Annotated in this window: 19 protein-coding genes and 3 pseudogenes; 14 read left to right on the top strand and 8 right to left on the bottom strand. The window is 70.9% G+C overall.

What is annotated here, in order from left to right:
• Window positions 1-3: 3 nt before the first annotated feature.
• The 5 genes from ACZ6TU_RS04340 to hemL form a co-directional block, all read right to left on the bottom strand.
• The gene (locus ACZ6TU_RS04340; RefSeq protein WP_467672464.1) at window positions 4-774 is read right to left on the bottom strand and encodes a cytochrome c biogenesis CcdA family protein; all 771 of its coding nucleotides are present in this window, start codon (window positions 772-774) and stop codon (window positions 4-6) included.
• Window positions 775-787: 13 nt separating this feature from the next.
• Window positions 788-1,435, bottom strand: a complete 648-nt coding sequence (locus ACZ6TU_RS04335; RefSeq protein ID WP_469546483.1) for a TlpA family protein disulfide reductase — start codon at window positions 1,433-1,435, stop codon at window positions 788-790.
• A gap of 66 nt (window positions 1,436-1,501) precedes the next feature.
• Window positions 1,502-2,791 (bottom strand): polysaccharide deacetylase family protein, encoded by a 1,290-nt coding sequence (locus tag ACZ6TU_RS04330; RefSeq protein WP_469546480.1) that lies wholly within the window; start codon window positions 2,789-2,791, stop codon window positions 1,502-1,504.
• A 151-nt stretch (window positions 2,792-2,942) separates the two neighbouring features.
• On the bottom strand, window positions 2,943-3,680 hold the full coding sequence (locus tag ACZ6TU_RS04325) for a histidine phosphatase family protein (RefSeq protein ID WP_467672458.1): 738 nt from the start codon (window positions 3,678-3,680) through the stop codon (window positions 2,943-2,945).
• Window positions 3,677-4,993 (bottom strand): glutamate-1-semialdehyde 2,1-aminomutase, encoded by a 1,317-nt coding sequence (hemL, locus tag ACZ6TU_RS04320; protein WP_467672456.1) that lies wholly within the window; start codon window positions 4,991-4,993, stop codon window positions 3,677-3,679. Before hemL ends, ACZ6TU_RS04325 begins: the two co-directional genes overlap by 4 nt.
• A gap of 491 nt (window positions 4,994-5,484) precedes the next feature.
• Here hemL and ACZ6TU_RS04315 point away from each other — a divergent pair, with 491 nt between their 5' ends.
• From ACZ6TU_RS04315 to ACZ6TU_RS04290, 6 genes and pseudogenes are all read left to right on the top strand, one after another.
• Entirely contained in the window at window positions 5,485-5,922 is a 438-nt protein-coding gene (locus tag ACZ6TU_RS04315; RefSeq protein ID WP_467672454.1) for a hypothetical protein, read from the top strand.
• Between the two features lie 43 nt (window positions 5,923-5,965).
• A pseudogene (locus ACZ6TU_RS04310) lies at window positions 5,966-6,776 on the top strand (DUF2637 domain-containing protein).
• A gap of 239 nt (window positions 6,777-7,015) precedes the next feature.
• On the top strand, window positions 7,016-7,540 hold the full coding sequence (locus tag ACZ6TU_RS04305; protein WP_469546604.1) for a MobC family plasmid mobilization relaxosome protein: 525 nt from the start codon (window positions 7,016-7,018) through the stop codon (window positions 7,538-7,540).
• Window positions 7,537-7,728, top strand: a pseudogene (locus ACZ6TU_RS04300) (mobilization protein); the annotation flags it as partial. The gene ACZ6TU_RS04305 and the pseudogene ACZ6TU_RS04300, both read left to right, overlap by 4 nt.
• Window position 7,729: 1 nt before the next feature.
• A pseudogene (locus ACZ6TU_RS04295) lies at window positions 7,730-8,395 on the top strand (class II glutamine amidotransferase); the annotation flags it as partial.
• 165 nt (window positions 8,396-8,560) lie between these two features.
• A complete protein-coding gene (locus tag ACZ6TU_RS04290) occupies window positions 8,561-11,236 on the top strand; it encodes a winged helix-turn-helix domain-containing protein (RefSeq protein WP_469546601.1) in 2,676 nt (891 codons plus the stop codon).
• 182 nt (window positions 11,237-11,418) lie between these two features.
• Here the strand turns inward: ACZ6TU_RS04290 and ACZ6TU_RS04285 are convergent, their stop codons facing one another.
• Window positions 11,419-12,384: a hypothetical protein gene (locus ACZ6TU_RS04285; protein WP_467672450.1), complete on the bottom strand. Its 966-nt coding sequence runs from the start codon at window positions 12,382-12,384 to the stop codon at window positions 11,419-11,421.
• Window positions 12,385-12,615: 231 nt separating this feature from the next.
• Between ACZ6TU_RS04285 and ACZ6TU_RS04280 the strand changes: the two genes are divergently transcribed.
• From ACZ6TU_RS04280 to ACZ6TU_RS04270, 3 genes are all read left to right on the top strand, one after another.
• Window positions 12,616-14,244: an MFS transporter gene (locus tag ACZ6TU_RS04280; protein ID WP_469546598.1), complete on the top strand. Its 1,629-nt coding sequence runs from the start codon at window positions 12,616-12,618 to the stop codon at window positions 14,242-14,244.
• A gap of 17 nt (window positions 14,245-14,261) precedes the next feature.
• Complete coding sequence (locus tag ACZ6TU_RS04275) at window positions 14,262-14,795, top strand: hypothetical protein (RefSeq protein ID WP_467672448.1); 534 nt, start codon at window positions 14,262-14,264, stop codon at window positions 14,793-14,795.
• Between the two features lie 126 nt (window positions 14,796-14,921).
• Entirely contained in the window at window positions 14,922-15,119 is a 198-nt protein-coding gene (locus ACZ6TU_RS04270) for a hypothetical protein (protein WP_467672598.1), read from the top strand.
• A gap of 19 nt (window positions 15,120-15,138) precedes the next feature.
• On the opposite strand, the gene ACZ6TU_RS04265 is transcribed toward ACZ6TU_RS04270, so the two are convergent.
• Together ACZ6TU_RS04265 and ACZ6TU_RS04260 are read right to left on the bottom strand one after the other, a co-directional pair.
• Window positions 15,139-16,548, bottom strand: a complete 1,410-nt coding sequence (locus ACZ6TU_RS04265) for a DUF2252 domain-containing protein (RefSeq protein WP_469546474.1) — start codon at window positions 16,546-16,548, stop codon at window positions 15,139-15,141.
• Entirely contained in the window at window positions 16,545-17,186 is a 642-nt protein-coding gene (locus ACZ6TU_RS04260) for a potassium channel family protein (RefSeq protein WP_469546472.1), read from the bottom strand. The genes ACZ6TU_RS04265 and ACZ6TU_RS04260 overlap by 4 nt, the downstream gene beginning before the upstream one ends.
• Before the next feature lie 220 nt (window positions 17,187-17,406).
• Between ACZ6TU_RS04260 and ACZ6TU_RS04255 the strand changes: the two genes are divergently transcribed.
• The 5 genes from ACZ6TU_RS04255 to ACZ6TU_RS04235 all read left to right on the top strand — a co-directional run bounded on the left by ACZ6TU_RS04255 (window position 17,407) and on the right by ACZ6TU_RS04235 (window position 21,998).
• Window positions 17,407-18,066: an HdeD family acid-resistance protein gene (locus ACZ6TU_RS04255; protein ID WP_467672442.1), complete on the top strand. Its 660-nt coding sequence runs from the start codon at window positions 17,407-17,409 to the stop codon at window positions 18,064-18,066.
• Between the two features lie 94 nt (window positions 18,067-18,160).
• On the top strand, window positions 18,161-19,519 hold the full coding sequence (locus tag ACZ6TU_RS04250) for a hypothetical protein (protein ID WP_469546468.1): 1,359 nt from the start codon (window positions 18,161-18,163) through the stop codon (window positions 19,517-19,519).
• 149 nt (window positions 19,520-19,668) lie between these two features.
• Window positions 19,669-20,133 carry an SHOCT domain-containing protein gene (locus ACZ6TU_RS04245; RefSeq protein WP_467672438.1) on the top strand — a complete coding sequence of 155 codons (465 nt, stop codon included), beginning with the start codon at window positions 19,669-19,671 and terminating at the stop codon, window positions 20,131-20,133.
• 30 nt (window positions 20,134-20,163) lie between these two features.
• A complete protein-coding gene (locus tag ACZ6TU_RS04240; RefSeq protein ID WP_467672436.1) occupies window positions 20,164-20,643 on the top strand; it encodes a DUF7144 family membrane protein in 480 nt (159 codons plus the stop codon).
• Between the two features lie 53 nt (window positions 20,644-20,696).
• Entirely contained in the window at window positions 20,697-21,998 is a 1,302-nt protein-coding gene (locus tag ACZ6TU_RS04235; protein ID WP_467672434.1) for a diacylglycerol/lipid kinase family protein, read from the top strand.
• Window positions 21,999-22,186 lie beyond the last annotated feature (188 nt).

Raw genomic sequence — 22,186 nt, 5'->3', positions numbered from 1 at the left:
CGATCAGATCCCCACAGTGAAGCCGTCGGACCAGACCTGCATCTCCTGCACGATGCGGTCCCACGCGCCGGTCAGCAGCAGCAGACCGGTCACGATCATCATGGTGCCGCCGATCCGCATCACCCAGACGTAGTGGCGCTTGATCCACCCGAAGGCGCCGAGGGCCTTGCGGAAGGCGACCGCGGCGAGCACGAACGGCACGCCCAGGCCCAGACAGTACGCGACGGTGAGGACGGCACCGCGTCCGGCGCTCCCCTGGCCGGAGGAGAGGGCCAGCACGGAGGCGAGGGTGGGGCCGATGCATGGCGTCCAGCCGATCCCGAACAGCGCTCCGAGCAGGGGCGCGCCGACCAGCCCGGCCACCGGCTTGCGGTGGAGCCGGAACTCGCGCTGGGTGAACCAGGGCATCAGGCCCATGAAGAAGACGCCCATGAGGATCATGAGCACGCCGAGCACCTTGGACAGGACGTCCTTGTGCTCCTGGAGCGTGACGCCGAAGTAACCGAACAGCGCGCCGGAGGAGACGAACACGGCGGTGAAGCCGAGCACGAACAGGGAGGCGCCCGCGACCATCCGGCCGCGTCGCGCCTCGGCGAGGTCGGTGCCGGCGACCCCGGTGACGTAGGACAGATAGCCGGGCACGAGCGGCAGCACGCAGGGCGAGAAAAAGGAGACGAGTCCGCCGAGCAGGGCGATGGGCAGGGCCACCAGCAGGGCGCCGTTGAGCACCGTGCCGTTGGGGTCCGCGACCGCGGCGAGAGTGAGCGCGCTCACGTCACTACTCCGCTCACTTCTCGGCGACGACCGGCTTGAGCATCTTCAGCAGCCGTTCCTCGCTGAGCGCGGACAGCGAGCGTGCGGCGATCTTCCCGTTCCGGTCGAGGATCAGGGTGGAGGGGATCGCCTGCGGGTTGAGGGTGCCCTTGTCGAAGCGCAGCAGCAGCTTGCCGGTCGGGTCGTAGAGGCTGGGGTAGGTGATGTCCCAGTCCTTCTCGAAGGCGAGCGCGGCGCCGGTGGAGGTGTCGCGGGTGTTGATGCCGACGAACTGCACGCCCTTGCCGGCGTACTCCTTCGACACCTTCGCGAAGTACTTGGCCTCGGCACGGCAGGGGTTGCACCAGGACCCCCACACGTTGAGGACGACGACCTTGCCCTTGTAGTCGGCGACGTCGAGGGTCTTGCCGGCGATGGTCTTGCCGGACAGGTCGGGTGCCGGGGTGCGCTCGCCCTTGGCGACCGTGGCGACGCCGTCGGTGCCGGTGACGAAGTTGGTGTTGCCGCCTCCGCCGGAGGTGCCGCCGGAGCCGCACGCGGTGACGAGCAGCGCGGCCACGGCGGCACCGGCGGTCAGGGCGGCGCGGCGACGGACCCGGGTCGAGGGGGTCGTGCGGGTCGAGCGGTTCGAGCGCAGGGGGGCGCGGCTGGCGGCACTCATGTGAAAAGTTTCGCATGTCCGTTCTGGGGATCTCGCCCACCCCCCTTGCGGGCGGAAAACCGCATTTCAGGCGGCGTTCCGGGAGGGCTCACCGGCACCCCCCGGGGCCGTCTCGATGAACCCGTTCCAACCACCGGCCGGTTGCTGCCCGACGTCGAGCGTGCGGAGCTTTTCGAGCACCTCGGGCTTCTGCACGTCCAGCCAGTCGACGAACTGCCGGAAGGAGACGAGGCGCACATCCGCGCCCTTCTCCTTCTCCCGCGCGATGTGCGTGAAGGCCTCCTCCACGGCGTCCATGTAGATGCCGCCGTTCCACTGCTCGAAGTGGTTGCCGACGAAGAGGGGTGCCCGATTGGTCTCGTATGCCCGCTTGAATCCCTGGATGTACGCCTGCGCCGACTGCTCCCGCCAGCCCGGGTAGTTGTGCGCCGGGGCCTTCGTGGTGCTGATGGACTGGTTCGCCAGCATGTTGTAGTCCATGGAGAGGACCTCGAAGCCACGGCCGGGGAAAGGTATCTGCTGCAACGGCAGGTCCCAGATCCCCTGCCGCTTCACCGGCCACACCTGACGGCCGCCGGGCGAGGAGGCGTCGTAGCGCCAGCCCAGCTCGCGGGCGGTGGGCAGCAGGTTGTCCTGGCCGAGCAGACAGGGCGTACGGCCGCCGATGAGCTCCTTGTCGTAGTCGAACGGCAGCGACGGCAGGTCGGTCCAGCCGGTGTTGGTCCGCCACTCCTTCACGAAGGACTTCGCCTGGTCGATCTCGCTGCGCCACTGCCGGGGCGTCCAGTTCTTGACCGAGCCGTGGGACTCCCCGCAGAAGTGCCCGTTGAAGTGGGTGCCGATCTCGTGACCCTCCAGCCACGCCCGGCGGACGTTCTTCAGCGTCTCCTTGACGTGCTCGTCGGTGAGGTAGCCGATGTCGGAGGCGCCGCGCGGGTTGTTCGGCGGGTCGTAGAGGCGCTTCTTCGACTCGGGCAGCAGATACAGCCCGGACAGGAAGAAGGTCATGCTCGCGCCGTGCTCCTTGGCGAGGTCCAGGAAGCGCGGGAAGAGCCCGTTGCCGACCTCGCCGGCGCCGTCCCAGGAGAACACGACGAACTGCGGCGGGGCCTGCCCCGGCTCCAGCGGCTCGGGCTTGGCGGGCTGGTGGGGCTGCTTGCCGGTGTAGGCGGTGGAGCCGTCGCCGATGGGCCGGGCGGCGGGCTTCGGCTTCGACCCGCCTTGTGCGGAGTCTCCGGAACCGTCGGCATGGCTGGACCCATCTGACCCGGTGAGTCCGCCGCACCCGGCGAGCGAGACGGCAGCCGCGGCACCCGCGCCGATTCCGAGCATTCCCCTGCGGGAGTAAGGGCGCATTGCATCCCCGTTCGTCACGTTCTCTGGTGGTCATCCAGTCAGAGGACGTGATGAACGGGGAGGTTCCGCTGATGTTTGCAGATTCCGTAACGAAGGGATCAGAAGCGAACAGAAGGGGCTTAGACGCTCGCCGGGCGCCGTGCGCGCCGGCTCACGCGCCGAACGCCTTGTCCTTCCCCTTCACCGGCTTGGCACCGGCCAGGAGATGCGCCGGGACGAGATCGCGGGCCGGCTCGGTGTAGCCGACGGAAACGATCCGGTCACCCCGGTACGTGAAGGTCGTCAGCGAGGCGAGCGTGCACTGCCGCTTGCGCGGGTCGTGCCAGAGCCGCCGCCGCTCGACGTACGACCGCACGATCCAGATCGGCAGCTGATGGCTGACCACGACGGCCTCGTGCCCCCGGGCCCGGTCCTTCGCCGCGCTCAGCGCGTTCATCATCCGCACGACCTGGTCGATGTACGGCTCACCCCAGGACGGCCGGAACGGGTTGACCAGGTGCTTCCAGTTGCCGGGCTTGCGCAGCGCCCCGTCCCCGACGCCGAACGTCTTCCCCTGGAAGATGTTGCCGGCCTCGATCAGCCGCTCGTCGGTGGCGAGGTCCAGCCCGTGCGCCTTGGCGATCGGCTCCGCCGTCTCCTGCGCCCGCTCCAGCGGGGAGGCGACGACGTACGTCACATCGCGGGACGCGAGGTGCTCGGCGACCCGGTCGGCCATGCGCCGGCCCAGCTCGGAGAGGTGGTAGCCGGGCAGCCGCCCGTAGAGGATGCCGTCCGGGTTGGCGACCTCGCCGTGCCGCATGACGTGGACGACGGTGATGTCGCCGTCGGCGCCGTTGCTCCCGGGGATGCCGTCCCGGTCGTTCCGGGGGCTGCCGCTCCGGGGGCTCATGCCGTGGCCTCCGCGGCGGCTCGGGCCGCCGCCGGGAGGGCGTCGGCGATCCGCTGCACGGCCCGCTCGTCGTGCGCGGTGGAGACGAACCAGGACTCGAAGGACGACGGCGGCAGGTAGACGCCGCCCGCGAGCAGCGAGTGGAAGAAGGCGGTGAAGCGGAAGGAGTCCTGCGCCTTGGCGTCCTCGTAGTTGCGCACGGGCCGGTCGGTGAAGAACACGGAGAACATGTTGGAGGCGGTCTGCAGCCGGTGCGCGACACCCTCCTTGGTCAGGGCCTCGGTGACGAGCCCCTGGATCTGTGTGGAGACGGCGTCGACCTTGTCGTAGGCGGCGTCGTCGAGGAGCCGCAGCTGGGCGAGCCCGGCCGCGGTGGCCACCGGGTTCCCGGACAGGGTGCCGGCCTGGTAGACGGGCCCGGCCGGAGCGAGGTGTGCCATCACGTCCGCGCGCCCGCCGAAGGCCGCGGCGGGGAAGCCGCCGCCCATGACCTTGCCGAAGGTCATGAGGTCGGGCCGGACCCCGTCGACCCCGTACCACCCGGCCCGGCTGGTCCGGAACCCGGTCATGACCTCGTCGGAGATGTAGAGGGCACCGTTCTCGGCGCAGAGGTCCTTGAGGCCCTGGTTGAAGCCGTCCGCGGGCGGTACGACGCCCATGTTGCCCGGGGAGGCCTCGGTGATCACGCAGGCGATCTCGCCGGGGTGGGCGGCGAAGGCGGCGCGTACGGCGTCGAGGTCGTTGTAGGGCAGGACGATGGTGTCGCCGGCCTGGGCGCCGGTGACGCCCGGGGTGTCGGGCAGCGCGAAGGTCGCGACGCCGCTGCCGGCGGCGGCGAGCAGTGAGTCGACGTGCCCGTGGTAGCACCCGGCGAACTTGATCACCTTGCCGCGCCGGGTGAACCCGCGCGCGAGCCGGATCGCGGACATGGTCGCCTCGGTCCCGCTCGACACGAGCCGCACCTGCTCCAGCGGCTCGATCCGCCGGACCATCTCCTCGGCGAGCGCGACCTCGCCCTCACCGGGCGTACCGAAGGACGTGCCGCGGGCGACGGCGTCCTGCACGGCGGCGATGACCTCGGGGTGCGAGTGCCCGAGGATCATGGGCCCCCAGGAGCACACGAGGTCGACGTACTCCCGCCCGTCGGCATCGGTCAGATACGGCCCCTCGCCGGACACCATGAACCGCGGCGTGCCGCCGACGGCGCGGAAGGCCCGCACCGGCGAGTTCACGCCACCAGGTGTGACGGCCGCCGCACGGTCGAACAGAGCCTGCGAGGCCGGTGCTTCATACGGATATGCCAGTTCGCTCATGACCTGCGACTTCTCCGACCTTCTCCGACGACATCGGGATCCGGGTGTGAGTGACTTGTTCAGGGTAGGACAGTGCCCGGCAACCGGTCCCCGGACCTCTGTCGTCTGCGAGACTGGGACGTGATACACACAGCTCAATCGGCCCAGGGTGGTCGGAGGCTGCGAAGATCCCGCGGGCAGATGTTTCGACGCACGTTTCGGCGAGCGGCCGCGGGGGAGGTCACTGACACGATGATCGGGTTGCGCGGCGGGGGCGACGCGTCCTAGAAAAGCAGTCGGGTGGAGATATGCATCGCGGTGGCGGACTGGGCGAGGGGACTGATGACCTGGGTCCTCGACGTGCCCGGCGGGGAAGGCACCGGCGCCAAGCGGAGGAGACGCAGGAACCACGCCGGACTCAGGGTCTACCGAGTGAACCGGAGCGGCTCGACGGACGTACAGAACGCCGGGTGGACGATCTTCGGGCCGGGAGCAGCAGGAATGGTGGTCGGGTGGGGGTGACGTACAAGTACTTCGGCGCGCCGGACGGCGCGACCGCGGCCCGCGTCCCGATCTCGATGCGCCCCGAGGAACTCGGCGGCGACGAGCTCGGCATGAACGGCATGTTCACGAAGATCAAGCCGGAGACCATGGCCGCGATGGTCCTGACGGGCATCGAGGGCGTCCCCCTGAACAAGGTGCCACCCCTGGAACTGGTCGTCCTGCACCCCGACTACGCGGTGGTGAAACTCCCGATGACCGTCGTCGACCCCCTGAGGGGCGTCGGCGAGGAGGCGGTGGGCGCGGCGGCCTTCATCTGGTCGACGGTCCCGGACCGGGGTGGGCCTCGGGACGCGTTCAATGTGTACCAACTGCTGCACGAGTGGCAGGACTTCAGCCATCGGTTGCATGAGGCGGGGCATCAGGCGTATTGCTTGGTGTGGCCGTGACCTGGGGTTTCTTGCGGATCGGGCGGGGTCTTCGGGCCTAGCCATGATGACCGCCGCGATCCGCCTGGGGGTCGCTCTGGTCGGCACGATCGGCTTCGCCCTCTCGTACGACGCCCTGCGGCAGATGGCAGTCGCCATCCACATACGCGGAGTGCTGACCTACGCCTTCCCGCTCGTGATCGACGGGTTCATCGCCATCGGCGTCGCGGCCCTGCTCATCCTGCGTGCCGCCCCCTGGCGCTCTCGCCTCTACGTCTGGGCCCTCGTCGGCATCGCCACCATCACGAGCATCTGGGCGAACGCCCTGCACGCCGTCCGTCTCAACCAGGAGAGCGACGCCGCCGGGGCTCCACCTGGACGACGTCACCGTCGGCGCCCTGTCGGCCATCGCCCCGCTCGCGCTCGCTGGAGCCGTCCACCTGGATCTCGTCATACGCCGCCACCCCACTGGACGGCACTCGACTGAACCGGTCAGTGCCCAGCGCCACATTCACGTCGAGAACTTGCTGCGGCCCGCTCCGAACAGCAACACGGCCGATGCCTCGAAGGGCGCGGCACAAGCACGGCCTGAAGTTGTGGCGGAGGACATCGCGGACGTGGCGGACCCTCCGGCCGAAGTGGCGGAGGCGCGTCAGTCCCACAGCCCGATCAAGGGTCGGCAGCCCAGCGTTTCCACGGAAACGCTCCTGGCTCTCGGCCGCGCCGCGCCCCTGGGCCGCCAAGGACGTATCTCCCGCCGCCACGTTGAAGCGGCGATCCGAGCCCAAGGCCACCCCGTCGGCAAAGACCGCCTCACCGAGATCACGCGCCGCCTGCAGGCCGAACTCGACCGTACGCCCGAGCGCGTCTCCTAGCGCGCTGACCGGTCGGTACCGCCCGTCATCGCGCTGCTCAGCGAGTGGACAAAGGGCGGAGCCGACCGCCCCTGGCACTTCCCGTCCGCCGTCCCCTAGTAAGGACTGCCCCGAAGCGCGAAGCCCGACGTGAGCTGCCCTCCGGACAGCACGTGATGACCACAAGCGTCACCCAGCCAGCAAGGTATGCCGCTGGACCGTCCAAGGACGGCCCCAACGCGGCAGCCTCCGCCCCGGGGGTGGCGGTGGCAATCGGGCACCAGGGGGTGCCCGAAGGGGAACAGCCAGCCGACTCCGACGCGCACTCGCCACTGCCGCGTGCCGCCGAAGCCGCCGCGCTGCACCGTGTCGCCCGACGCCGCAAGCCCGACCCGAACGGCCAGCGCAAGGAGCGAGTCGACGCCCGCTACAGCGTCGACGAGAAGAAGGACATCCTGCGCATGGCGCGGTCGCTGAACATCGCCGGCGCACACTACGTCGGCGTCGTCGTCATGGCACACGTCCACGGCGACCTTGCCCTGCCCGGCCAGCGCACGCCGCTCGACGACTACATCGACGAGCTGACCGCCCTGCGTCAGCAGGTCGCCAAGATGGGCCACAACATCAACCAGATCGCCAAGAAGCTCAACTCCGGCGGTCATGCACACCCTGGGGATACCACCGTCCTGGCCCAGGCCGAGCAGACGCTGACCGCGGTCGGCGCCACCGTCCGCCACATCGCCACAGCCGCGAACGAGGCCGTTACCAAGAAGGTGGCCAGGTGATCGCGAAGATCAGAAGCGGCAAGGACACCGCCGGCCTGATCCGCTACCTCTTCGACACGAAGAAGGCCAAGGACCACACCGACCCGCACCTGGTCGCCTCCTGGGACGACTTCGCCCCCGACCCCGGCCGCACCGACGACTTCCACGCCACCAGGAAGCTCCTCGTCGCCGACCTCGACCTGCACGTTTCCTGCCTGGAGCAACCGCAATCTGCTGGAGGTCGCTCACCACGTTCGCTCGGGTCTGTTCTTCGCGCACATCAGGGCCTCGACCGGGACTGCCGTGCAGCAGACCAACTGTCACCCCTTCCGGAGCGGTCGCTGGATGTGGATGCACAACGGGGCCATCAGCGGGTTCCACCGGCTCCGGCGGGACCGCGCACTGGCCGTCGATCCGGCCCTGTATCCCGACATCGAGGGTTCCACCGACTCCGAGCTCATGTTCTTCCTGGCCCTCACGTTCGGCTTGATGGAAGATCCTCCCGGTGCCGTGGCGCGCATGGCCGGCCTGGTTGAGAAAGCGGGGCACCCGCACGACATCCCCCACCCGCTGCAGATGACCCTCGCGGTGGCCGACGGCGAACGCGTATGGGCCTTCCGCTACTCCAGCGAGGGCCGCTCACGGTCGTTGTACTTCAGCACCAAGGTGGACACCCTGCGCGCGCTCCACCCGGACGCCGCGTTCCTGCGGGACATCTCCGACGAGACCCGCCTCGTCGTGTCCGAACCGCTGGGCACCCTCCCCGGCCCATGGAACGAAGTGCCGGAGAGCAGTTACGGCATCATCCAGCCGGGCCATGACGCGCTCCACGCCTTCCGGCCCGACCTCCAGGAAGACGACTCGGCCCAAAGCTGACCAGCGCGCACACGGCTGGTAAACAGGCCGATGGCTCGGTGTGGCGCGCGCCGGGGCAGGAAGACTGGGATGCTGGGTGAGGAAGTACCGCCCGTGACGTGGCCCTGACGGACAGGGGTGGTGAGCGCCGTGGCCGAGACCTACGAGGACGCTCAAGGACCGACCATTCCGATAGATACGGCCGTTCCTTGCACCAACCCCCCGGGAGATCCGTTTCTGCGTACCAGGTTCGCCCTCCCCGCGAGGCCCGCCACGTTCCTGCGGCGGCAACGGCTCGTCGATCACCTCGACCAGGCTCTGCGGACACCGTTGACGCTGCTCAACGGCGCGGCCGGGGCCGGCAAGACGCTGCTGGCCGCCGACTGGGCCGCCGGCCTGCGGCAGCCGGTCGCCTGGCTCACCGTTGAAGTGGGGGACCGGCGCCCAGGGATTTTCTGGGCGTACGTCATTCAGGCCCTGCATGCTTGCGGTGCGCTGGCGCCCGGCCCGGTCGGGTTTCCGGCGGATGCGTCCCGGGTGGATGACCGACTCCTGGCAGCACTCGCAGCCGAGCTGAACGATCATGGCCGGCCCGTTGTCGTCGTGCTCGACGAGTACGACCGCGTGACCGCTCCGGAAGTCGCGGAGCAGCTCGGGTTCGTCCTGCACCACGCCGGGCGAGGGCTGCGCCTGGTCCTCGTCACCCGCACCGAACCGCTGCTTCCACTGCACCGTTACCGGGCGGCCGGCGAGCTGACGGAGATCCGCGCCGCCGAGCTGGCCTTCACCCCGGAAGAGGCCGTCGCACTGCTGGAGCTGCACGGTCTGAGCCTTCCGGTCCATGCCGCACGCGCACTGGTGGACCGTACCCGGGGCTGGGCCGCCGGCTTGCGCCTGTCCGCCCTGGCCGCTCGGGAGAGCGCCGACCCGGAGCGCTATCTGAAGGAGTTCGAGGCGGACCGGAGTACGATCGCGGATTTTTTGCTGGCCGAAGTCCTCAAGGGGCAGACGGAGGAGACACAGGACCTCCTGCTGCGTGTCAGCGTCCTGGAGCGTTTCAGCCCTGATCTGGCCGACGCGCTGACCGGCCGGACCGATGCGGAGCCCATTCTCGTCGGGCTGCACCGCGCGAACGCGTTCGTCGAGCACCTCGGGCGCTCGTGGTACCGGCTCCACCCACTGTTCGGGGAGATACTCCGGGCCCATCAGCGCGTGCGCCTGCCCGGACTGGAACAGGAACTCCACCGGCGGGCCGCGCGGTGGCTGCGTCGGCACGGATTCCTGCCGGAGACACTCGCCCACGGCGCCGCTGCGGGCGAGTGGGATTTCGCCGCCGGAGCCCTCATCGACGACCTGGCGATCGGCCAGCTCTTCACCGGCCTGCGCTCGGGCGACCTGATCCAGTTGTTCTCCCACATGGGACCCGAGGCCAAGAGCCCCGCGACGGACCTCGTGCGTGCGGCTCGCGACCTGGCCCAGTGCGACCTCGGCCGTGGTCTGGCGCGCCTGCGCCACGCCGAGGAGCGGCTGGCTCCCGAGGCGTCCGAACCGGCGCCTGACCTGGTGCCCGACCGAGCGGCCGCACAGCTGAGCTGTGCGCTGCTGGAGGCGCTGGCCGCCCGGCTGACCGGATGCCCCCCGCAGGCCGAGAAGGCCGCCCGGACGGCCGATGAGCTGCGGCGGGAAGTTCCGGCGCACCTCCTGGAGGAACATCCCGAAATCCCCGCTCTGCTGCTGACCCATCTCGGGTCGGCCCGTCTGTGGGCGGGGCGTTTCGAGGAGGCGCGCGCTGCCCTGACCGCCGTGGCCGGTACTCCCGGCGGAGTCTCCACCGTGCTGCCCCGGGAGGAGTCGATGGGGCACCTTGCCCTGCTCGACTATCTGAACGGCTGGCCCGGCCGGGCGGAGCGCAGGGCCCTGGCGGCGGTGGCCGAGGCGGAGCGGGTCGGCCTTCCCCAGCCGTCCGGCTCCGGCATCGGAAAGCTGGTCCTGGCCGCCGTGGCCGTCGACCGCCATGAACTGAGCCGGGCCCAAGCCCTCCTCGACGAGATGAACCGGCTCCTCTCGGGAACGCGTGATCCGGTGATGGCGGCGGGTCGAGCTTTCGCCACAGCCCGCCTCCTGCTGGTCAGGGGCAATGCACGAGCCGCCGTCGAGGCGGCGGACCCGGCCGTCGCCACCGCCGTGGCCTCACCCTGGGCGGCAGGCCATGAAGCGCTCGTCGCCTCCGCCGCATACCTGGCCGAAGGACGGCCGGACGAGGCCGCCGAGATACTCCAGCGCGTGTCCGGCGACCAGCCCACGTGTGCGGTGGAGGCCGCGGCGATCCAGGTCGCCGCAGGCCGTACCGGGGCGGCCATCGACCTGCTCGACAGTATCCGCACCGAAGGCCGGGCCGGGCCCGGGGTGACCGTGAGGGCAGCGCTGGTGAGGGCTCAGGCCGCTCAGAGGGCAGGAGACACCGCCACCGCCCGCAGGCTCGTGGCGCATGCGCTCCTCGATGCCAGGCGGGAGCGGCTGCGACGTCCGTTCCTCGATTCGGGAGCGTGGATCCGGCCTCTCCTGGCCATGACTCCGCTCCGCGAGCTGGCAGCGGGCTGGCTCACGCCCGGCCCACCGCGACACGGTGAACATCTGCGGGCGGGGTCGCCGCCCCCGCCGCTCGTCGCGGTGGAGCTGAGCCAACGTGAACGCGACGTCCTTGAGCGGGTGGCCCGGATGATGTCGACGGAGGAGGTCGCCGCCGACCTCTACGTGTCCGTGAACACGGTGAAGACGCACCTCAAGAGCGTCTATCGAAAGCTGGCGGTGAACCGTCGAGGCGACGCGGTGCGCCGCGCACGCGACCTCCGGCTGCTGTGAACGCACGTCGGTGCGAGCGTCCGGCGCCCGCGCCCACCGGCGGGACACATACAGGGGAGATGCCCTTCCCCCTCAGCAACCCGGGCTGGTCGTACCGCCGCAGGGTCAGTGGTTGCCGGTGTTCGCCTTCGCCCGCACACGACCTGATGTCCCGGAGGTCGCCGTCAACTGCTGGAGGACGGTCAAAGGCGCCGGTGGCGGCGCCAGTACCACAGCGCGCCGACCCCGGCGGACGCCGTGGCCAGGGCGATGCCGAGGACCGGCCAGCGGCTCTCGGCGATGCGCAGGCCGGTCAGGAACGTCACGGCGGTCAGGACGAGCGGTACGAGGAGGGAGAGGACCGCACGGAGTACGGCCGCCATTACTTCCGGTTCGAGGCGGGAGGTCCGGCGGCGCGGGGCGGGTGCGGTGGCGGCGAAGTAGTAGGCGAGGACGCGGTCCGCCAGGCGGGCGTCGGCACGCCGGTAGACCACCGCCATGTACGGGAGCCAGACAAGGGGCGCGACGAGCCCGACCAGGAAGACCACGCCGAGGAGCAGCCACCGCCAAGCCTGGACGGCGACCCGGCGTACGCGCCGGCCCGCGTCCTGGCTCTCGTCGGCTGGCGCGAGAATGCCGAGGAGGTGGGCCATGCGCAGGGTGACGTTCCACGGGGCCGCCCATCGCTTCCAGCGGGCGGGTGCGCCGACGGCGCGTCCGGTGCGGGTAAGCGCGTCCTGGGCCTGTCGGGTGTCCTCGTATACGCCCTGGAGGACGAGGAGTTCGCCGGCGCGGGCGCTCGCCGTGGGGTCGCGGCCGTCCAGGGCGGCCAGCTCCAGGACCGTACGTGCCTGGCGGAGCAGCGCCGCGCAGAACGCGAGGGGAATGAGCACGAGGAACGGGCCGCCCACGATGGATCCCTCCGATACGACAGTCCGTCGGCCGCGAGCGACCACCCGGGCCCGGAGCTCCGCCTCGGTGGCGTCGGGGTGCCTCCGCCGAAGTGAGGCGATTGCTTCGGGCACGGCCGGCCCGATGCGGCGGACGGCGAAGTCGGCGAGAAGTTCGGGGAGGTGCCCGGGATCGGTGACGACCGACGCCAGCAGCGAGCGTTCAGGGGAGGGCTCCTTGCGGGAGCCCGCAGTTCTCGGATACGCCCGGTGCTGCACATGTCGTATCTACCACGAATCACCTCGATCGCCGCCTGGCTCACCATCGAAGTCGGCGCCCGCCCTCCTCACCAGCACACACCACCGCGGCGCGGCCCTTCCCCCGTGGCGGGTGAGGCACGGGGCCCGCGCTTGGGATGCGATGGGAGGAGCAGCGAGGCGTGCGCCGGCCTGCTGCCCCGCCTGCTCCGGCGGCGTACCTGAGCTGGACAATTCTGCGAGGTGGACAGCGTGAAGCACTGGCGGGCTCTGATCGTCCTCGGTACGGCCCAGTTCCTGATGGTCCTGGACACCTCCGTCATGAACGTGTCCATCAGTCAGCTGGTCGAGGACTTCGACACGGAGGTCACCGCCATCCAGGCCGTCATCACGCTGTACGCGCTCGTCATGGCCGCGTTCATGATCATCGGTGGCAGGTTCGGGGACATTCTGGGGCGTCGCCGCATGTTCCTGCTGGGGCTGGTCGTCTACGGCGTGGGGTCCGCCCTGACCGCTGTGGCGCCCACCCTGTGGGTCCTCACGCTGGGTTGGTCCGTCATCGAGGGGCTCGGAGCCGCCATGGTGCTGCCGGCCATGGCCGCCCTCGTCGCGGAGTCGTATCGCGGGAAGGACCGGGCCGTCGCCTACGCGGTCATCGGCGGGCTCGCCGGCGCCGGGATCGCGGTCGGCCCGCTGCTGGGCGGCTGGGTGACGACGTACCTGACCTGGCGGCTGGTCTTCGCGGGCGAGGTGGTGGTCGTCGCGGCCGTCCTGCTGTGCCGCCGCGTGATCGCGACGCCCGCTCCGACCGGCCCGCGCCCCCGGCTGGACGGGGTCGGCGCGGTGCTCTCCGCGGCCGGACTGGGGCTGGGCGTGCTCGGGGTGCTGCAGAGCAGCACCTGGGGATGGGTGCAGCCCCGCAACCCCCCTTTCACCGTCCTGGGCTTCGCCCCGACGCTGTTCGTCGTCGGCGCCGGGGCGGCCGTCCTGGCGCTCTTCCGGCAATGGGAACGGCGGCGGGAGCACCGGGGCGCCGACCCCCTCGTGCACCTGTCCCTGCTGGGCAGACCCTTGCTGCGGTCCGGTCTGATGACGCTGCTGAGCCAGAACCTCATCCTGCTGGGGCTGTTCTTCACGATCCCGCTGTACTTGCAGGTGGTTCAGGGGTTCGACGCCTTCGAGACGGGCCTGCGTCTGCTCCCGGTGTCCGCCACCATGCTTGTGACCTCCCTGTCCGCGTCCTCGCTGGGACGGGTATGGGGGCCGCGCCGGGTGGTGCGGCTGGCCCTGCTGACCCTGACGGCGGCCATCGTGTGGCTGCTGGCCACCATCGACCCGGTCATCGACGACGCGCAGTTCGCCGGAGCCATGGCCCTGCTGGGCGTGGGCGTCGGCCTGCTCGCCTCGCAACTGGGCAACGTCGTCCAGTCCGGCGTCGGCGAGGACGAACGCAGTGAGGCCGGAGGGCTCCAGTTCACGGCCCAGAATCTGGGCTCCGCGCTGGGCACCGCGCTCATCGGGTCCATTCTGATCGGTGCGCTGGCCCACGCCTTCACCACGCAGGTGGACGACAATCCGCAGCTGTCCGAACAGACCCGTGAACAGGTCGGTGTCGCCCTCCAGGCCGGGATCACCTTCGTCCCCACCGATCGGGTGCGCTCGGCGGCCGAGCGTGCCGGGCTGCCGCCGTCCGAGGTCGACGCCGTCGCGGACTCCTACGCCTCCGCGCAGCTGGACGGCCTGAAGGCGGCGATCCTGGCCACCGGCGGCATCGCCCTCGCCAGCTTCCTGGTCACTCCGCACCTGCCCACCGCCCGGGAAGGCCGTCGCCAGCAGCCGGACGCCGAGGCTCCGGCCGGGGCGACGGGATCGACGCGCTGAGTTCGGGGGAGTCACCGGTGTCCAGAACCAGAGCCACGACCGGCCCGGCCGCGGCCCGCGCGGAGCGCCGAGCCGAGCGCCGGGCCCACGCGGACTACACGGGCGGCGTCTACGGATCCATGCTCGCGGCCTCCGTGGTGATCGGCGCGGGCTCACTGGGCTCGTTCCCCCGCACCGAGCTGGTGCTGCTGCTGTTGCTGACCGGAGTGGTCTTCTGGGTCGCGCATGTGCACGCCCAGCTGTTCGGGGCGCGCCTGGCGCAACAGGCTCTGGACCGCCGGGTCGTGCTGCACGTGTGCCGTGACGAGTGGCCGATCGTCAACGCCACCGTTCCGCCGGCCGCAGCGGTGGCCGTCAGCCCGCTCCTGGGACTGGACGTGCGAGGCACTCTCTGGCTGGCTCTCTGCGTCGCCGTGACCGGCCAGGTGGGCTGGTCCGTGGCCGCGGCCCGCCGCGCCGGTGCTTCGCCGCGGCTCATGGCCGCCACCGCATCGGTCAACGTGGTGCTCGGGCTGCTGATCATCTCCTTCAAGATCGTTCTGAAGCATTGATCCTTGGCGTCCGCTCGCCGGGCGGCGGTCACCTGTACCGGGTGAGGTCCGACGGGGCACGGAGGCGGAGGATCGCGGGAAAGGGCACCGTCCGCCGGACCGAAGCAGTCCATGGAGGGACAGCTCGTGCGCTACGAGATCCGCATCGAGGGACACTTGTCGGAAGCGCTGGCCAAGGCGTTTCCGGAGCTGGGCCACGTGGTGATGTCCGGTCAGACCGTCCTGTTCGGCCCTGTCGTGGACGAAGCGCACCTCTATGGGCTGCTGGCTCGCTGCCAGTCACTGGGACTGCGGGTCCTGGAGATGCGCCAGCTGCCGGAGTGACGGGACCGGGGCGCCGTACTCACAGCCGCTCCGCCCTGATCCGGCCGGAGCGGCAGGCGTCCTCCAACGCCGCGAAGTCCCGTTCGTTCTGGTCGGCGTACGACTGGGCGAACTCCGTGAGCGCGCGGTCGAAGCGGTCGCCGGCGCCCAGATAGGCGGCGAGGGCGATGGGATCGCCCGAGCGGGCGTGGGCCCGCGCCAGGGACGCCCCGCACAGCCGGCCGAAGAGGGCGAGCAGGCCCGGCCCCATGGTCTCCGGCTGCGCGATGCCCTTCCAGTCCCACAGCTGGCGCACGTAGAAGTCCCGGTCCTGACCGTCGAGGCCCACGACGTGCGTCCAGCCCAGGAAGATGTCACTGGCCGTCTGCATCAGGCGCTGTCCGGTCACCACCCGGCGCCCCTGGTTGTCGTAGCCATCGCCACCCGTGTGGGCGGACAGCACGGACTCCTGGGCTTCCTTGGCCTGAAGCAGAAGCGGATCGTCGTCGTCCCTGCCGAGCAGGAGCAGGATCCAGCAGCGCGTACCGACACTGCCGACACCCACCACCTTCCGGGCCATGTCCACCAGACGGTAGTGGCGCAACAGGTGGCGGCGTTCGGACGGCAGGGTCCGCGCGTACCCGTCCACCAGGGTCCGAAGCTCCCTCTCGCGCCCCTCTTCGGAGGGATCGTCGAGCAGGTGGTCGATCGGAGTGATCAGTGGCGGGTCGGGAGTGATGCGACGGCCCTGCGCCGTGACCCTGGTGAGCTTGGCGAAGGCCCGCAGATGGGTACGCGTGCGGGCCCGCTCCGCCGCCCGGGCGGTACGGCGTGCCGCCTCCGCGTCCCTCGACGAGGTCATCAGCTCCCGCAACCGGTCGGCGTCGTCCTGGGCGTACCAGACGTCCAGGGTGCGCATGCCGGCGAACTCGTGCATCCGCTCCCGGTACGCCTTCACACAGGCGCGCACGGTGCTGTTCTGCTCTTTGAGCGAGAAGCCGTTCGCCCGGGCCGCCGTCACGAAACCGGCCGCCAGCCGTTTGACGTCCCACTCGAACGGTCCGGGCAGGGTCTCGTCGAAGTCGTTGATGTCGAAGACCAGGCGGCGCTCCGGCGAGGCGAGCAGCCGGAAGTTCAGGGGGTGGGCGTCCCCGCAGAGCTGCACCTGGAGCCCGGTGCTGGGGAGGGGCGCCAGGTCGGCTGCCATGATCGCGGCAGCGCCGCGGCAGAAGCGGAACGGCGACTCAAGCATGCGGCCGTAGCGGATCGGCACCAACTCCGCCACCCGCTCGGCCGACTGCCGCTCCACCACCTCGATGGGATCGGGTCGCTGCTGTGCTGTCTCGTACCAGCCGTGCGACGAACGCGGCGCCCGCCGACGAGCGTTCCTGCCGTACGCCGCTCGCTCGTCCGGGGACAGGGACGCGGTGAAAGCGCTCGGCACGGTCATGGTTCCACCTCCTCGTCCGGCGTCCCGGCGTCGGCACCGGAACGCGCTGTTGCCGACGGCGCGCGGCGCTGCCGGCGCAGCCCCGCCTGGACCGCGCTCGCCAGCACCCGGGCGGCGACGCCGACGAGCAGCAGCCCTCCCGTCATCTGGAGCATCGTCAGCACGCGTCCGGTCTGGGAGTGGGCGGTGATGTCCCCGTAGCCGACCGTGCTGAAGGTGGTCAGGGTGAAGTACAAGGCGTCCGTCCTGGTCAGCGGCTCGCTGAAGGAGCCCGGGGCGGAGCGGTCCAGCAGGTAGTAGGCGCCGGCGAAGAGGACCAGGAACAACACCAGCGTGGCGGCCAGGGCCTCGACGGCTCTCAGCCGCGGGTGCGGCGAGCGCGTGATGACCCGCACCTCCCACCCGAACACCAGCAGCACCGCCAGCAGGCCGCACACGAGCAGCGCCGAGGCACCGGCCGTACCGCGCTCGTCCAGGGGCAGCACGTAGTAGGCGGTGACGAGGCCGACCGTGATGAGCACGGCGCGGGCGACGGCGACGACAGCCGCCCACCGGCGGGGGCGGCGCCGCCGACGCGGCCGGTCCGCGTCCGGCCCTGGCCGGGCCCGGTCCGTCCGGGCGGTGTTCGGATCGCTCATCTCGTGTCTTCTCGCTCCGTCCGACCCCGGAAGGCGGGTGGGCCGGGCGCTGGGAGACTTCCAGCTCACCGCCACGGCGGAGCCGATGGATCACCCGTGGTGGGTGAGCCGGTCACCGAGCGGCAGGCGTGACCCTGGAGCGGTCAGGTGCTCGCGCACCGCCCCCTCACCCCACCCCGTCGGCTTCCGGAGGCGACGGCTGATCACGCGAGGAGGAGCCATGACCGTGTCGCGTGGTCCGGCATCGCGTACCGGGCAGGAACCCGAGCCCGGCGGGGTGGCCCCGGGTTCGATGGGAGACTCCGCAGACGTGCTCGCGCGGCTCGGCCGTTCATGGACCTGGCTCCTGGGGTCGGCCGTCATGACGCTGGTGCCGGGCGTCCTGGTGCTGGTGTGGCCAGAGGCGACCCTGCACGTCCTGGCGGTCCTCATCGGCCTGTACCTGCTGGTGACCGGGGCGTTCCGGTTCGTGGCCGTCTTCGCGCGGGAGGGGCACGAGCGGCTGCCGGGGCTGCTCCTGGCCGTGCTGTACGTGCTGGCCGGGGTGCTGTGCCTGAGGAACCCGCTGCAGACGATCGCCGCGCTCTCGCTGATCACCGGGGTCGTCTGGCTCGTGTCCGGCATCCTCACCCTCTACACGGCCATCTCCGTCGAGGACCTGCCGCACCGCGGCGTCGTCACGGTCGTCGCCGTACTCGGCATCGTCGCGGGGATCGTGGTGCTCGCCCTGCCTGCCGAGTCGGCCCGTGCCCTGACCAGGCTGCTCGGCCTGTGGCTCGTCCTGCTCGGCCTGGCCGAGGCGGTGGTCGCCCTGGCTTGGCGGGCCGCGCTCCGAAAGACGCATCCCCCGGAGCCGGACGCCCCCGCCGCGACGGCCTGACACCGCACGAGCGCTCCGTTTCGGCTGCCTCCCCGACCGTCATCCCGATCAGCGACCGTCGCCACCGGCGCGGCGCACGCGGAAAGGAGCCCCCATGAACCCCGCCGCGCCCCCGGATCCGCCGGACTCCGGCGGAGACGTCACCCGGCACCACGTCATGACCGCCGAGGAGCGAGCGGAATACGAGCGACTGCGCCGTCACGCGGCGGTGCGCCACCGGCGGGTACGCCAGGCCGGCTCCTCGGTCCTCCTCCTGCTGGCCCTGGTGCTCGCGCCCCTGGCCGTCGCCGCGGCCTGGGTCCAGGACACGGTCTCCGACACCGACCGGTACGTGGAGACCGTCGCGCCGCTGGCGTCCGAGCCGGCCGTGCAGGAGGTCGTGATCAACCGGCTCACGGACCGCGTGGTGGACAACGTCGACGTCGCGGCGGTGACGGACTCGCTCGTCAGGGCTCTCCAGGACGCCGGGGCTCCACCCCGCGTCGCGGAAGGGGCCGAGTCCCTCGAGGGTCCGCTGCGCAACGCGGTCAGAACCGTCGTGGACCGCACCGTCACCCGAGTGATCACCAGCGACGCCTTCCAGCAGGTGTGGGAGGGCGCCAACCGGCGTTCGCACGCCGCGGTGGTGAACATGCTCACCGGCGACCGCGAGGGTGCCGTGCGCGCCGAGGGCGACACCGTCCGACTGGACGTGGGAGCGGTCGTCGACCAGGTACGGGAGCGGCTCGTCGACGCGGGTTTCGACAAGGCCGCCGCCATCCCGGACACCGACCGGACGATCACCCTGTTCCAGACGGAGGAACTGGGCAAGGCGCAGGACGCGATGCGGCTGCTGGACATCCTCGGCACCTGGCTGCCCGTCCTGACCGTCGTACTCGCCGCGCTCGCCGTGTGGACCAATCCGGCCCACCGGGTCATGCTGATGATCACCGCGACGGGTGTGGGCGTGATGATGGTCGTGCTGCTCGTCGCACTGGCCGTCGTCAGACGGGTCTATCTGGACTCGGTCCCGCCCACGGCGCTGCCCACCGACGCGGCTGCGGCGATCTACGACACGTTCGTCGGCTTCCTGCGCGACAGCACACGCACCCTGCTGGTCGTGGCGGTGATCACGGCACTGGTCGCGTACCTGTACGGTCCCGGACGCCCCGCCCGCGCCGTCCGCACGGCGGCGAACCGGGGCACGACGGCCGCCGGCCGAGGGCTGCGCCGCGCCGGACTGCGCACCGGATCCACCGGACGCTGGCTGACAGACCACCGGGCATGGACCACCGGTGGCGTCATCGCGGCGGGAGCGCTGGCGCTGGTCCTCTGGAACCACCCCACGGTCGGAGCGGTGGCCCTCGCTCTGGGCATCGCCGTGGCCGTCCTGATCATCCTGGCGATCCTCGCGGCGGCAGCCGGACCGGCCGACCGGGCGGCGGACCAGGCGACGGAAGGGTCGGCCCCATGAGACCCCCATGAGACATGGTGCGCGTCCCCCCGGGCTGCCGGCTGCCGCACGCTCACCCGCATCGGGTGAGGCCGCCCGGCCCTTGCCGTGCCCACGCTGAAGACAGCACGCAACGGCGGCCGTGCGGGCGCCGGGGACGGAGGAGAGACATGAGCGCGCAGACGTACCTGGCGTACGACTATCCCCTGCTGAGCGTCTTCTGGAGCATGCTCCTGTTCTTCCTGTGGATCATGTGGTTCGTCCTGCTCTTCCGCGTCGTCGTCGACATCTTCCGTGATGACGACCTGAGCGGCTGGGGGAAGGCCGGCTGGCTGGTGTTCACCGTCCTGCTGCCCTTCCTGGGCGTCTTCGTCTACGTGATCGCCCGCGGCAAGAACATGGGCCGCCGGGAGGTCGCCCAGGCGCGCGCACAGCAGGAGGATTTCAACGCCTACATCAGGCAGACCGCGGTCGGCGGCCGGACCAGCAGCGTCGACGAACTCGCCAGGCTGTCCGAGATCCGCTCCCGCGGCGACATCACGGACGAGGAGTTCCGCAGGGCGAAGGACCTGGTCCTGACCGGCCACGGTCCGGCGGAGCACTCGGGATCCACCTCCCGTACCTCTGGTCGCTGACCATCCGGATCACAGGAAACGAGGCCCAAGATGACCGCGACACACACCCGGCCGGCACACACGGCCAAGCAGGAATGGGCAACCGGCCTGACGGCATTCGCGGCGGTGATGCTCTTCCTCGTCGGCCTGCTCGACATCTTCCGGGGCATCATGGCCATCGCCGAGGACGACATCTTCGTCACGACGCGCGACTACGTGTTCCAGTTCGACCTGACCGGCTGGGGCTGGATCCACCTCGCTCTGGGTGTGGTCGCCGTGATCGTCAGCTTCGGACTGCTCAAGACCGCGACCTGGGCACGCGTCGTCGGCGTGGCCATCGCCGGACTCGTCATCATCGCCAACTTCCTCTCCCTGCCGTACTACCCGGTGTGGTCGGTCGTGATGATCACTATCTCGGGCTTCATCATCTGGGCCCTGTGCGTGGTCCAGCGCGACAACCTCTTCGACCTGTCCGAGGAGCGCCCGGTGTACGAGGAAGGCCGCTCCTACGAGAAGCGGCCACCGACCTAGTGCGACGCGACGGGAACACGAGGGGACCGGGAGGGGTGAGTCCAGCCGTACCTATGGGCCCTGCAGGACTGGCCCGCCTCGCTGTACTCGCCCTGCTGGGCAGCATCCTGGTGGCGCTCATCGCCGCCGGTCTGCGGAGCGTGCTGTGGGCGCTGGCGGGCATCGCCGGACTGGCGCTGGCCGCCGTTGGGGTGTGGTGGGCCCTGGCGCACACCGGGGCGCTCCGTGCTCTCGGGGCGGTCCTGTCGGTGGTGGCGCCAGTCGCTGTCCTGGCCCTCTATGCCACGTTCGGCATGCTGGGGCCGGTCTTGCTGTCCCTGGCTCTGTGGGGCCTGGCCGTCACGGTGGCGCGTACGGCCCTGAGCCCCGGGCACACCACCTCCGAGCAGTCCGGGCAGGCGGTCGCCGAGGCGCCCCGCAGCCCTTGGATCCTCATGAATCCGCGCTCCGGCGGCGGCAAGGTGGGCCGTTTCCACCTGGTCGACAAGGCCCGGGCGGCCGGCTGCCGGGTGGTCCTGCTCGAAGGCGGCCAGGATGTCGCCGAACTGGCCCGGCAGGCCGTCGCCGAGGGGGCCGATCTGCTGGCGGTGGCGGGCGGCGACGGCACCCAGGCGCTGGTGGCCGAGGTCGCGGCGGGCCACGACCTGCCGTTCGTGGTGATTCCCGCCGGCACCCGCAACCACTTCGCCCTGGACCTCGGCCTCGACCGCGACGATCCGGCGGCGGCCCTGGAAGCCCTGACCGACGGTGTCGAACTCCGCATCGACCTCGGGTACGCCGCGGACCGGGTCTTCGTCAACAACGCCTCGTTCGGAACGTACGCGTCCGTCGTCACCGACCCCGCGTACCGGGACGCCAAGGCCCGCACGATCCTGCGCACCCTCCCCGGCCTCCTCACAGGCGAGGACGCGCCCAGACTGCGGTCGCGGGCCGACGCAACGTACGTCGACGGACTTCAGGCACTCCTCGTCAGCAACAATCCCTACGGACGTGCCGTCGACGCGGCCCATCCGGGGCGCAGGGAACGGCTGGACTCGGGCCTGCTCGGCGTGGTGTGCGTGCGGGTCGGCAACACCCCTCAGGCGGCCCGGCTGGTGCGCGGCCCGCGCTCCGGGGGACTTGTCCGGCTGAGCGCCAGAGAAGTCGTCGTCGAAGCCGGCACGGACACCCTCCCGGTCGGCATCGACGGAGAACACGTCGCTCTGCCCTCACCCGTCGTGTGCCGCAGCGCGCCCGGGGCGCTCCGGGTGCGTGTGCCGCGCCGTCGCCCCAACGCACCGCGTGTCAGCGGCGGGGCGGCCGACTGGCCGCGCGTGACACGGTTGGCGCTGGGGCGCCCGCCTGTTCCCGGGTGAGTGGCTCAGGCGGTTGGGACGGCTGCGACCCGAAGTCACCAGCGGTCGCCCCAGGGCACATCCAGGGCACATGAGCCTGGGAAACTGCGTGGACCGGCGAGAACTACGGAGACGTGTTTCCGCAGGTCAGCCCACTTTTCGCCGAGAAACCCCAGGTCAACGCCCCGCCTCTTCCAATCGCTGCACGA

It is taken from the genome of Streptomyces sp. NPDC052064, from assembly GCF_055585925.1.
This window is presented reverse-complemented; position numbering and strand designations above follow the sequence as displayed.

Coding starts and splice junctions, on each gene's coding strand:
- ACZ6TU_RS04265 (WP_469546474.1), bottom strand. CDS start 16,548: ATGACCGTGCCGAGCGCTTTCACCGCGTCCCTGTCCCCGGACGAGCGA.
- ACZ6TU_RS04240 (WP_467672436.1), top strand. CDS start 20,164: ATGACCGCGACACACACCCGGCCGGCACACACGGCCAAGCAGGAATGG.
- hemL (WP_467672456.1), bottom strand. CDS start 4,993: ATGAGCGAACTGGCATATCCGTATGAAGCACCGGCCTCGCAGGCTCTG.
- ACZ6TU_RS04335 (WP_469546483.1), bottom strand. CDS start 1,435: ATGAGTGCCGCCAGCCGCGCCCCCCTGCGCTCGAACCGCTCGACCCGC.
- ACZ6TU_RS04250 (WP_469546468.1), top strand. CDS start 18,161: ATGAACCCCGCCGCGCCCCCGGATCCGCCGGACTCCGGCGGAGACGTC.
- ACZ6TU_RS04325 (WP_467672458.1), bottom strand. CDS start 3,680: ATGAGCCCCCGGAGCGGCAGCCCCCGGAACGACCGGGACGGCATCCCC.
- ACZ6TU_RS04330 (WP_469546480.1), bottom strand. CDS start 2,791: ATGCGCCCTTACTCCCGCAGGGGAATGCTCGGAATCGGCGCGGGTGCC.
- ACZ6TU_RS04255 (WP_467672442.1), top strand. CDS start 17,407: ATGACCGTGTCGCGTGGTCCGGCATCGCGTACCGGGCAGGAACCCGAG.
- ACZ6TU_RS04245 (WP_467672438.1), top strand. CDS start 19,669: ATGAGCGCGCAGACGTACCTGGCGTACGACTATCCCCTGCTGAGCGTC.
- ACZ6TU_RS04260 (WP_469546472.1), bottom strand. CDS start 17,186: ATGAGCGATCCGAACACCGCCCGGACGGACCGGGCCCGGCCAGGGCCG.
- ACZ6TU_RS04235 (WP_467672434.1), top strand. CDS start 20,697: ATGGGCCCTGCAGGACTGGCCCGCCTCGCTGTACTCGCCCTGCTGGGC.